Raw genomic sequence first — 10,888 nt, 5'->3', positions numbered from 1 at the left:
ACACCACCCCCCGGGGCGGCTCTGCGGCCAACACCCCCCCCCACCCGCCACATCGGGTGCGTTGAGTACCAACGCCATATTGGGGGGCGGTGCTAGAGGCGGATGCCGGCGAGCTGGGTGCCCTGGGCGACCAGTTTGCCGGTGCTGTCCCAGATGTGGCAGGACTCGTCGACGCGGCCGTCGGTGATCAGGTGGGCGCGGTGGAGCACGCGGAGCGGGCCGGGGGCCGGGCGGGCACGGACGTAGGCCGTGAGCTCGAGGGTCGGCACCCAGCCGCTGGCCGAGATGTCGAAGGTGGCCGGCGGGAACGCGTCGACGGCGAACAGCAGGCTCACCGGGTCGAACGGTTCGTCGCCCGGCAACGCGAGGCGGCCGACGAGCTCGCCGCCGCCGGAGGGGCCCGCGGTGAACACCCGCGCGCTGGTGGTGTCCAGGCGGACCTCGATCTCGTCCATGATCGACACCGGCAGCCCGGACGGCGTGGCGCCCGGGACGCGGAACGGGGAGTCCACCTCGAGCCGCGGATCGGGCAGACCGTCCTGCCAGTACGGTTCGCCGTCGGCCAGCGTGCCGACGGTGAACAGGGCCTCGACGGCCGTCTTGCCCTCCTGCACCAGCCGGCCGCGCACCTGGCTCGAGTTGCGGCCGGTGCGCAGCGTCTCGATCTCGACCTCGGCCGGGCCCGGGTCGGGTGAGCGCAGGTAGTGGGCGCTGGCGGCGAGCACGTCGAAGTGCTCGCGCTCGGTGACGGCGGCGCGCGCGATCAGCGCCAGCAGGTAACCGCCGTTGGGCTTGCCGCCGATCGTCCACTGCGGGCTGATGTCCGCGTCGAAACCGCCGGGCGACCGCCGTTTGACGGCGGACACCGCGGCGAAGGTCGTCGTGCTCACCAGGACCGCCTCCTCGCCGGGCAGAGGGTTGTTCCGCGCAACTTAGCTCGCCCGGTCCCTGCGTGCCCGTCGAGTGAGACGGACACCACGCCCGTCAGAACCCGTACAGCCCGACCGGGTTGTCGACCAGGATCCGCCGGCTCACGTCCGGGCCGGTCCATTCGAGCAGCCGGGCCAACGCCCGTGCGTCGTCGATCGGCTCGAACGGCTCGACGCTCAGGCGGTTGCCCGGAGTGCGCGGCCGGCCACCGGTGTGGGGCCAGTCGGTGCCCCACAGCAACCGGTCCGGAGCGGCGGCCGCCAACGCGCGAGCCAGCGGCGCGACGTCCGCGTGGTCGAGAGCAGTGGAAATCCGGTGCGGCGCAGAGAGCTTGACGTACGCCGCACCGGATCGCAGGAGGTCGGTCAGCTCGGGCAACCCGGGCTGACCGAGGTCGGGAGAAGCGAGCGCGAAATGGTCGAGGACGACCGGCACCGGCAGCCGCGCGAGGTCGTCGGCCAGCGCCGCGACCACGGACAGCTCCGTGAACACCTGCAGGTGCCAGCCGAGGTCCGCGATGGCCGCCGCGGTCGCGCGCAGCGGCGCGAGGGCCACGGCCGGATCGTCGACCGCGAACGTCGCCAGGTTCACCCGCGCCCCGCGCACCCCCAGGGCGTGCCACTCCCCCAGTGGCGCCGGCGCGGCGGGGTCGAACACCACGACACCGCGCGCCCGGTCACCCCGGACGCGCAGCTGCGCGAGCAGGCACGAGTTGTCCGTGCCGTACGGGCTCGGCTGCACGAGCACCGCCCGGCTCACGCCGAGCCGCCAGTGCAGCTCGTCCAGCTGCTCGCCGCTCGCCGGGCCGGGCGTGTAGGCCCGGTCCCCGGCGTAGGGGAACCGCGGGTCGAAGACGTGCACGTGACAGTCGCACGAACCGGAGGGCACCCTCGTCACCGCACGGCGCCCGCGAACTCGGACAGCCGGGCCAGCACGCCGTCGTCGACCGGCACGCCGTCGCGCAGCTGCCGGTGGTAGCGCGCGAGCTCGAACTCACCCGGCAGCCGCACGGGCTGCGCCGGGTCCGCGGGCGGCGTGGTGTGCAGGATGCCGGCGAAATCGTCCATCCGGGACGCCAGCTCGGCACCGGGCACGAGCTTCGACGCGTCGATCAGGAAGAACACGTGGCCCAGGTTCTGCGGCCGCTCCGGATCGACGCTCCACGAGCTGATGCGCGTGAGGTACCCGGCACCGGAGAGCACGCCGGCGAACAGGTCGACCATCACCGACAGGCCGTAACCCTTGTGCCCGCCCAGCGGCTGCAGGAACCCGTCCAACGCGGCCGCGGGATCCGTCGTCGGCTTGCCGTCGCGGTCGGTGGCCCAGGTGTCCGGAATGGACTCCTCCGCCGCCGCGGCCGCGCGGATCTTCGCGCGCGCGGCCACGCTCATCGCGATGTCCAGCAGCACCGGGTCACCGCCGGGCGTGGGCACGCCGATGCCGAGCGGGTTGTTGCCCAGCCGCGCCTCACGGCCGCCCCACGGGGCGATCGTGGTGGTCGCGTTGCTCGCGATGATCGCCGCGAACCCCTGCTCCGCCGCGCGGAACAGGTACGGCATCACGGGCCCGAAGTGGTTGCTGCCACGCACAAAGGCCGCCCCCAGGCCGGTCGCCCGGGCCGAGGCCAGCGCCGCGTCCAGCGCGTGCGAGCCGACCAGCGGCCCGATGCCGTTGGCACCGTCCACTCGCGACAACGCCGGCGCGACCTGGTCCACCGCCACCTTCGCGTGCAGGTCGACGCCGCCGAGGCGCGCGCGGTCGAGGTACTGCGGGATCCGCGCGACGCCGTGTGTGCGGATGCCGAAGAGGTCGGCGAGCACCAGCACGTCGGCGACGCGCGAGGAGTCCTCTTCGGACATCCCGTTCCCCGCCAGCGCGCGGGCCGCCAGCCCGCGCAGGTCCTCGGCGGTGATCTGGGTGTCGCCGGTCATCGGTGGTCTTCTCCTTCGGTCAGGTCGAACTCGGTGGTCGCGGCGAGGTCTTCGCCGAACCACGAACGGATCCCGGCTCGCCGGGTGTCCGTGTAAACAGGACGGTCGTGCCACAGCATCGGCACGTCGTGGCCCGGCACGAGCAGCGTGTCCGGGTGTTCCCGCCACAGGGTGAGGATCTTGTGTACGGACGCGCGGCTCGCGTCGCGGTCGAGCGTCATGTCGACATCGCCGCCCAGCAGCTCCGCGCGGTTCTTCGCGGCGTCGCCGCTGAACAGCACGGAACCGGCCACCCGGAACACGAGCGAGCCCGGCGTGTGCCCGGCCGCGGCGAACGCCTCGACGCCGGGGAAGATCTCGCCGTCTTCGCTCACCCGCCGCGTCCGCGGGTTGCTCGCCAGATCGGCGGCGTACAGCTCGGGCAACGGGTCGAACCCCGGCTCGCGCCCCGCCGCCCATTCCAGCTCCGCCGCGCCCACCCACACGGTGGCCGACGGGAAGAGCAGGTAGTTCGCGGCGTGGTCGTAGTGCGCGTGCGTGAGCAGGATGTCGGTGACCTCGCCCGGATCCACGCCGTGGCCCGCCAGCCGCTGCGCGAGCAGAGAGCGCATTCCGAACGAGCCCGTGTCGGCCAGGATCAGCCGCTCGCCGTGGCGCACGAGGGTGACGCTGCTCCAGCCGAGCCCGCCGTGCTGGGTGCTCTTGCCGGGATAACCCTGGGTCAGCGGAAGGATGTTCACCGCGACTCCGGGGAAACCACGTCGGCAACGGGGACCACGGCCTCGTCGTGGTCGAACGTACGCCGCGCGCGGAACGCGACGATCGCCGTCACCAGGCCGAGCACGGCCAGGTACACACCGAGGCCGTACGGGCCGCCGGTCACGTCGTTGAGCCACACGCCGATGATCGGGCCGGTGCCGCCGAACACGGCCTGCGCCACGTTGTAGGCGAGCGCCCCCGCCGTGACGCGCACGGCCGTCGGGAAGATCTGGCTGATCGCGAGCAGCGCCGGCAGTGCGAGCAGCCCCTTGCAGGCACCGATGAGCGCGCCGCCGGTGAACGCGCCGACCCCGCCACCCGCGGCGAGCGCCAGCGACGGCACCGCGAGGATCGCGACCACGAGCCCGGTCAGGCTCAACGCCTTGCGCAGCCCGATTTTGTCCGCCACCGGGCCCATCACGAGCGTGCCGGCGATGACGAGCACGTTGCTCACGATCGTCGCGTTGTAGGCCTCGGTGCTGTCGAGCTTGCCGACGTTGATGAGGAACGTGGTGAGGAACGACGTGATGGTGGTGCTCAGCAGCGCGTAGCTCGCGGTGCAGACGATGAAGATGACGATCGGCACCCAGTGCAGGCGCAGGGCATCGCGCAGCGGAGTGGCGGCGGCCTTCGCCTTCTCGCGCGCCTTGACCAGCAGCTCGAACTCCGGGCTCTCCTCGACCTTCGAGCGCAGGTACACGCCGAACGCGGCCAGTGGCAGGCCGACGAGGAACAGGATGCGCCAGCCGAACGTCTGGTACTCGTCCTTCGTGAGGATGCTCGAGAACACCCGCGCGAGCAGCGATCCACAAAGGATCCCGATGAACGTGGTGGCGATCAGCGTGCTCACGTTGCGGGCGCGCTTCGCGGCCGGGCTGTGCTCGAACACGAAGCTGATCGCGCTCGCGTACTCGCCGCCCGCGCCCATCGACTGCGCGAGGCGACACACGAGCAGCAGCACCGGTGCCAGGAGGCCGATCTGCGCATAGGTGGGCAGCACACCCATGAGCGCGGTGCCGAAGCACGTGAACAGGATCGAGATCGACAGCGCGCGGCGGCGGCCGTACTTGTCGCCGATCCAGCCGAAGAAGATGCCGCCGATGGGGCGGGCGATGTAGCCGAGCGCGAACACGGCGTAGGTGTTGAGCAGCGCCACGGCGGGATCGTTGCCGGGGAAGAACTTCGCGGCGATGATCGTGGCGACCACGCCGTAGACGCCCCAGTCGTACCACTCGGCGAAGTTGCCCGCGGAGGCCGCGATGATGATGCGGCGCCGGCGGGCGCCGGTGAACTCGAGCTCCGTGTTCATGACGGGTGTTCCGTTCTCTTCATCGGGAAAGGAGTCAGGTGAGCCGGGCCGCGACCGCTTCGGCGACGGCCGTCGGGCCGCCCGTCGCCGAGCCGTCGGGGCGGATGCCGATGTCGCCGGCCCCGAGCGCGCCGGCGACGGCCGCGCGCACGAGGTCACCCTCGGCGACGTGGTGCAGGTGGTCGAGCATCATCGCGGCGGCGAGGATCTGCCCGATCGGGTTCGCGAGGCCCTTGCCGGCGATCGAGGGCGCGCTGCCGTGGATGGGCTCGAAGTACGCGCTGACGTCGCCGATGTTTCCGGAGCCGCACAGCGAGATGCCGCCGACGGTCGCGCCGCCGAGGTCGCTGAGCACGTCGCCGAGGAAGTTCTCCATCACCAGCACGTCGAAGTCGCCGGGACGCAGCACCAGGGCCTGGGCCGCGGCGTCGGCGTAGAGGACCTCGGTCTCGACGTCGGGGAAGCCGGCGGCGACCTCGAAGAAGATCTCGCGGAACAGCGCGTGGCTGCGCAGCACGTTGCTCTTGTCCACGCAGGTCACGCGGTGTTTGCCGTCGTTGGGCGCGCCGCCGCGGGCCGCCGCGAGCTCGAACGCGCGACGGCAGATGCGCAGCGTGCCCTCGCGGGTGGTCATGAGCGTGTCGGACACGGCCCAGCGGTTGCCGACGCCCTTGCCGCGTGAGGCGTAGAGGCCTTCGGTGTTCTCGCGGACGATGACGTAGTCGATGCCGCCGGCCTTCACCCCGCCCAGCGCCGACGTGACGCCGGGCAGCAGCAGCGCGGGGCGGACGTTGGCGTACGCGTCGAGCCCGATCCGCAGGATGCCGCCGAGCAGGCCGGCCTCGGTGCCGTCCGGGAACCGCACGTCGGGCAGGCCGACCGGGCCTTTGAGCGTGGCCGCGACGGCGGTGCGCAGGTAGTCGAGGTCTTCGGGCGAGCAGGCCACGCCGGTTCGGCGGTAGGTGTCGGCACCGGCGTCGACATCGGTGTAGTGAAGCTCGAAGCCGCTCTTGGCCGTGACCGCGCCCAGCACGGTGAGCGCGGCGTCGACCAGCTCGGGACCGATCCCGTCCCCGCGAATGACGGCGATGTCATGAACCTGCACTGGCACTCCACCTCGAAAATCAATACAATCAACATTGAGAGTCAACATTGACGAGAACGACGAGACCGTAGGCCTGTCCGGAATCCGTTGTCAACCCGATGTTTCTGTTCCGTGACAAGCATCAGTGGTCACTAGACTCGCCGCGAATCGTCAACGCGGCACGAGATTGCCGGAAGAGGAGGGGTCACCAGTCGTGAGCACCGACACTGAGGTGCTGTCGATCGCCGAGGCAGCCGACGTCCTCGGGGTCAAGCAGAGCACGGTGTACGCCTACATCAGCCGTGGCCTGCTGAAGCGCCACCGGCTCCCCCGCGACCGGCGCAGCTGGCTCTCGCGCAGCGAGGTCGAGGGCTTCGGGCAGCGCAAGGGCACGCGCACGCTCCTGCACGACGACGAGCCGGCGGTCTCGTCCGACACCAGCCAGGTCGCGCGCCTCGACGGTGACACGTTGCTCTACCGCGAGCGTGACGCCGTGGAGCTGGCGCGCACGGCGTCGTACGAAGAGGTGGCCGAGCTGCTGTGGGAGCAGCCCGACGTAGCGCCCGCGCGCGACCTCGAACCGGAGCTGGTCTCCGCCATCCGCCGGCTGCAGGACACCATGCCGGCCGACAGCCTGCCGCTCGACCGGCTCAAGGTCACCGCGACGCTGCTCGGCGCGCGCGACTCGTTCCGCTACGACCTGTCCGTGCCGTCGGTACTCTCGGCGGCGCGCACGATGGCGCCCGCGTTCGTGGAGTCGCTGCCGCAGCCGGGCGCGGTGTGCGAGCGCGGCCGGCCCATTGCGGAGCGGCTGTGGGGCCGGCTGACAGCGGAACCCGCGACGCCGGAACGGATCGCGGTGCTCTCGGCCGCGCTGGTCCTGCTGGCCGACCACGGCCTCGGCCCGTCGACGCGTGCCGTACGCGAGGCCGCGGCCAAGGCGGCGGACCCGTACTCGGCCGTGCTCGCGGGCATGAGTGTCGCGAGTGGACTGTTGCTGGGCGGTGGTTCGTCACTCGCCGTGCAGGCGTGGCTGGGTGATATCGCTTCGCCCGCCTCGGTTTCGCGGGTGCTCGAACAACGCCTCCTGCGCGGCGACCGGCTGTCCGGCTTCGGGCAGCCGCGGTACCGCAGTGCCGATCCCCGCGCGTCGGAGCTGCTGCGCCTGCTCGCCGAGGCGCCCGCGGACCCCGAACGGCTCGCGATCGTCGAGGCCGCCATAGACCTCGTCCGCCGCCGGCGCGATCTCGAGCCGAACGTCGAGTTCGCGTTGGGTGCCTTGTGTTTCGTGCACGGCATGGCCGAGGGCGCCGGTGAGGCGGTGTTCGTGATCGCCCGCACGGCGGGGTGGATCGCGCACTCGCTGGAGACCTACACCGGCAGGTGAGGACACTCAGGCGAGGCGGCTGCGGCGGTGGGCGGCCATGCGGACGGGCGCGTTGACGGCGCCGTAGCCCGCGTAGCCGTCGAGGCGTTGCAGGACCTCGAAGAACACGCGCCCGCCGAGAATTTCGGTGAAGAAGTGCAGCAGGACGCCGTGTTCGTCGCGGTCGTAGAGGATCGAGTGGGCGCGCAGGGCGTCGAGCAGGTCCGGCGGCGGGGCCAAGCGGGCGTCGAGGTCGTCGTAGTAGTTGCCGGGGATCGGCAGGAGTGGGGCGCCGAGGGCGCGCATCGCGCGGGCGCTGGCGAGCGCGTCGGCCGTCGTGAAGGCGATGTGCTGCGGTTCGCGCACGCCCGGGGCCCAGTCGCCGCGGCGCAGCAGGGCGGAGTCCAGGGCGATGCGCACGGTGCCGCCGCTGACCGTGCGGCTGCGCACCAGACCGAACGGCGCGGCGAACTCCGTGACCGGATCCGGTTCGAGGCCGAGCACCGCGCGGTAGAACAGCGCGGCCTCGTCGAAGTGGTCGAACGGCTGCGTCAGCGACACGTGGTCCACACCCGTCACTCCGGCGTCGACGGTTTTTCCCGCCACGGCGGCGAAATCGTCGAGCCAGCTGTCGCCGGGACCGGTGCGGCAGAAGAACACCGAGGTGCCGTCGGGCGCGGCGACCGCGGACAGATCGGCCTCTCCCGCGCTGTGCGTGCGCGGCAGCACCGGCGCGAGCAGCCGCTGCGCACGGTCCGCCGAGGTCACCGGGTCCGCGCTCTCCACCCCCAGCGCGGCCACGGAGGCGGTCTCCTCGGCCGCGGCGGAGGAGTTCACGAGGATCCGCGCTTCGCCCTGCTGCCACAGTGCAACGGGTTTGGTCCGGTGCTGCCCGACGTGCGCGAAACCGAGTGCCGCCAACGCCTGCCCGACCTCGGCACCGGCCGTGGCGATCTCCGTGAACGCGTGCCCGCTCAACGCTGGTGCGGCCGGCAACGTCGTCGTGCCGAGCGATTCCTCCAGCGCCAGCAGCGATCGCATGGCGTCGACGGCGGCCGGGCCGGGGTCGGCCTGGCGGAACACGTCGTTGAACACCTCCAGCGACAGCGGCCCGTCGTAACCGGCCGCACGCACGTGGCCGGTGAAGGCCGTGAGGTCGAACGCGCCCTGGCCCGGGAAGAGCCGGTGGTGGCGGCTCCACTGCAGCACGTCCATCTCCAGCCGCGGCGCGTCGGCCAGCTGGAGGAAGAACAGCTTCTCCCCCGGGATCGTCCGGATCGCGGCGGGATCACTGCCCCTGGACAGGATGTGGAAGCTGTCGAGGCACAGCCCGAGCGCGGGGTGCGCGGCGCGGCGCACGATCCGCCACGAGTGCTCGTAGGTGTTCACGAACCGGCCCCACGCCAGGGCTTCGTACGCGATCCGCAACCCACGCGCGGCGGCGCGCTCGGCCAGCGTGTGCAGCTGCTCGGCGGCGAGATCGTCGTCGTCCACCGCGTCCGGGGACACCGAGGAGCACACGAGCATCGTGTCCGCGCCGAGCTGCTCCATCACGTCGAACTTGAGCTCCGCGCGGCGCAGGTTCGCCGCGAGCACGGCGGGAGCCACGGCCTCGAAGTCGCGGAACGGCTGGTAGAGGTCCACCGACAGGCCGAGGTCCGCGCAGTGCTCGCGCACCTGCTTCGGCGACCACGGCGAGGCGAGGAGGTCGCTCTCGAAGATCTCCACGCCGTCGAACCCGGCGGCCGCGGCGGCGGTCAGCTTGTCCTCGAGCGTGCCGGACAGGCAGACGGTGGCGATCGCGCGACGGAACTCAGTCTGCACTTCAGTCGAGGACATCGGCGGGTTCCCTTTCCCCTGGGGCGGCGAGGCGGTCGAAGTGCCGCCGCATGCGGGCGGCGTCGGGTTCGGCGCCGGTGAACAACGCGAGCGCGTCGGCGGCCTGGAACACGGCCATCCGGCCGCCGTCGAGCACGCGGCAGCCGCGTTCGGAGGCGACGCGCACGAGCTCCGTCTCCAGCGGCCGGTACACGACCTCCGCGACCCACAGCCGCGGGTCCAGCAGCTCGGCCGGCAGCGGCAGGCCCGGGTGCGCGGCCATGCCGACGGGAGTGGCGTGGACCAGACCGTCAGCGGTGGCCAGGGCCGACGCCACCGAGCCGCCGGCCGAAGCCCGCTCCGCACCGAAGCGCGCTTGCAGTGCCGCGGCGAGCGCCTCGGCCCGCGCGGGGTCCAGGTCGAGCACGCACACGCGGCCCGCGCCGAGCGTGAGCAGGCCGTGGGCGACGGCCGCTCCGGCACCGCCCGCGCCCAGCACCACGACGGAGCCCAGCGGCACGCCCGGCAGCCCCGTTTCGAGACCACGCGCGAAGCCGGACCAGTCGGTGTTGTGCCCGGCCGCCGTGCCTTCGCGGAACACCACGGTGTTCACGGCGGCTAGCGCGGCGGCGTCGGCCGACAGCTCGTCGAGGTGGTCCAGCACGACCTGCTTGCACGGGTGCGTCACGTTGAGCCCGGCGTAGCCCGCGGCACGCGCGGCCGCCACCACCTCGCCCGCGGCGTTCGCGGGCAGGCCCCAGTCGTCGAGGTCGAAGCGGCCGTAGGCGAGCCGCACGCCGAGCCGGCGCGCCTCGGCCTCGTGCAGCGGCGGGCTCAGCGACGGGCCGATGCCCGAACCGACGAGCCCGGCGAGCACGGTGCCCGGGCCGGAGCGGCGGGCGTGCTCGCGGACCGCGTCCACGACCGTGGCTGGGTACACAGGTTTCCTTTCGACGAGCCGGTGGTGCCGGGCGGGTTCGCCGCGAAGCGGCCTACAGTGGGACGAGATCCGTCCGGAGGGAGAAGGGACGTCCGTGGCCGCACCGTCGCCGGAAGACGCCACCGGGAAAGACCGCACCCGCGACGCGGAGCGGACCAAGGCCGAGATCCTCGACGTCGCCGCCGCGGAGTTCGCCGAGAAGGGCTACGACGGCGCCCGTGTGGAGGAAATCGCGGCGAAGACCCGCACCACCAAGCGGATGATCTACTACTACTTCACCAGCAAGGACCAGCTCTTCGTCACGGTGCTGGAGCGGGCCTACACGGTGATCCGCTCGCTGGAGCAGGAGCTCGACGTCGACCACCTCGACCCGGTCGACGCGATCCGCCAGCTCGCCGAGCTCACCTTCGACCACCACGAGTCCCACCCCGGCTTCGTGCGGCTGGTGAGCATCGAGAACATCCACCGCGCCGAGCACATCGCGCGTTCCACCACGCTGTCGACGCTCGCCAACCCGGCGCTCGACGTGCTCACCCGCATCCTCGAACGCGGCCGCGCGGCCGGGCTCTTCCGCGAGGACGTGGACGCGCTCGACGTGCACATGGCCATCAGCGCGTTCTGCGTGTTCCGCACCGCGAACCGCTACACGTTCAACGCGATCTTCGGCCGCGACCTGCTCGACCCGGCCACGCGCGAGCACCACCGGCGCATGCTCGGCGACCTGCTCGTGAGCTACCTGACCGCGAGCTGA

10 protein-coding genes are annotated in these 10,888 nt (G+C 72.1%); 2 read left to right on the top strand and 8 right to left on the bottom strand.

Annotated features, from left to right (window positions below; translation table 11 throughout):
• Positions 1-92 precede the first annotated feature (92 nt).
• The 6 genes from AB0H62_RS39995 to AB0H62_RS39970 all read right to left on the bottom strand — a co-directional run bounded on the left by AB0H62_RS39995 (position 93) and on the right by AB0H62_RS39970 (position 6,034).
• Positions 93-890, bottom strand: a complete 798-nt coding sequence (locus AB0H62_RS39995; protein ID WP_220239095.1) for a thioesterase family protein — start codon at positions 888-890, stop codon at positions 93-95.
• A gap of 94 nt (positions 891-984) precedes the next feature.
• Positions 985-1,818 carry an amidohydrolase family protein gene (locus AB0H62_RS39990; protein WP_360591835.1) on the bottom strand — a complete coding sequence of 278 codons (834 nt, stop codon included), beginning with the start codon at positions 1,816-1,818 and terminating at the stop codon, positions 985-987.
• A 5-nt stretch (positions 1,819-1,823) separates the two neighbouring features.
• On the bottom strand, positions 1,824-2,861 hold the full coding sequence (locus AB0H62_RS39985; RefSeq protein WP_360591834.1) for an Ldh family oxidoreductase: 1,038 nt from the start codon (positions 2,859-2,861) through the stop codon (positions 1,824-1,826).
• A complete protein-coding gene (locus AB0H62_RS39980; RefSeq protein ID WP_220239092.1) occupies positions 2,858-3,601 on the bottom strand; it encodes an MBL fold metallo-hydrolase in 744 nt (247 codons plus the stop codon). The genes AB0H62_RS39985 and AB0H62_RS39980 overlap by 4 nt, the downstream gene beginning before the upstream one ends.
• A complete protein-coding gene (locus AB0H62_RS39975) occupies positions 3,598-4,929 on the bottom strand; it encodes an MFS transporter (protein WP_360591833.1) in 1,332 nt (443 codons plus the stop codon). Before AB0H62_RS39975 ends, AB0H62_RS39980 begins: the two co-directional genes overlap by 4 nt.
• 34 nt (positions 4,930-4,963) lie before the next feature.
• Entirely contained in the window at positions 4,964-6,034 is a 1,071-nt protein-coding gene (locus AB0H62_RS39970; protein WP_255637786.1) for an isocitrate/isopropylmalate family dehydrogenase, read from the bottom strand.
• Positions 6,035-6,227: 193 nt separating this feature from the next.
• Here AB0H62_RS39970 and AB0H62_RS39965 point away from each other — a divergent pair, with 193 nt between their 5' ends.
• On the top strand, positions 6,228-7,400 hold the full coding sequence (locus AB0H62_RS39965) for a citrate/2-methylcitrate synthase (RefSeq protein WP_220239089.1): 1,173 nt from the start codon (positions 6,228-6,230) through the stop codon (positions 7,398-7,400).
• Positions 7,401-7,406: 6 nt separating this feature from the next.
• Here the strand turns inward: AB0H62_RS39965 and AB0H62_RS39960 are convergent, their stop codons facing one another.
• Together AB0H62_RS39960 and AB0H62_RS39955 are read right to left on the bottom strand one after the other, a co-directional pair.
• A complete protein-coding gene (locus tag AB0H62_RS39960; protein ID WP_360591832.1) occupies positions 7,407-9,218 on the bottom strand; it encodes a TIM barrel protein in 1,812 nt (603 codons plus the stop codon).
• Positions 9,205-10,137, bottom strand: coding sequence for a shikimate dehydrogenase (locus AB0H62_RS39955; protein WP_360591831.1), 933 nt, complete (start codon positions 10,135-10,137; stop codon positions 9,205-9,207). Before AB0H62_RS39955 ends, AB0H62_RS39960 begins: the two co-directional genes overlap by 14 nt.
• 94 nt (positions 10,138-10,231) lie before the next feature.
• Here AB0H62_RS39955 and AB0H62_RS39950 point away from each other — a divergent pair, with 94 nt between their 5' ends.
• Positions 10,232-10,888 (top strand): TetR/AcrR family transcriptional regulator, encoded by a 657-nt coding sequence (locus tag AB0H62_RS39950; protein ID WP_360591830.1) that lies wholly within the window; start codon positions 10,232-10,234, stop codon positions 10,886-10,888.

The sequence above is a fragment of the Amycolatopsis sp. NPDC050768 genome (genome assembly GCF_040654155.1).
In the GTDB taxonomy this organism is placed as follows: domain Bacteria; phylum Actinomycetota; class Actinomycetes; order Mycobacteriales; family Pseudonocardiaceae; genus Amycolatopsis.
Note: the sequence above shows the minus strand (reverse complement) of the source record. Positions and strands in the feature narration are given on the sequence as shown.

What these genes read in the sequence shown, in the direction of transcription:
- AB0H62_RS39985 (WP_360591834.1), bottom strand. Translation starts at nt 2,861, where the DNA reads ATGACCGGCGACACCCAGATCACCGCCGAGGACCTGCGCGGGCTGGCG.
- AB0H62_RS39975 (WP_360591833.1), bottom strand. Translation starts at nt 4,929, where the DNA reads ATGAACACGGAGCTCGAGTTCACCGGCGCCCGCCGGCGCCGCATCATC.
- AB0H62_RS39960 (WP_360591832.1), bottom strand. Translation starts at nt 9,218, where the DNA reads ATGTCCTCGACTGAAGTGCAGACTGAGTTCCGTCGCGCGATCGCCACC.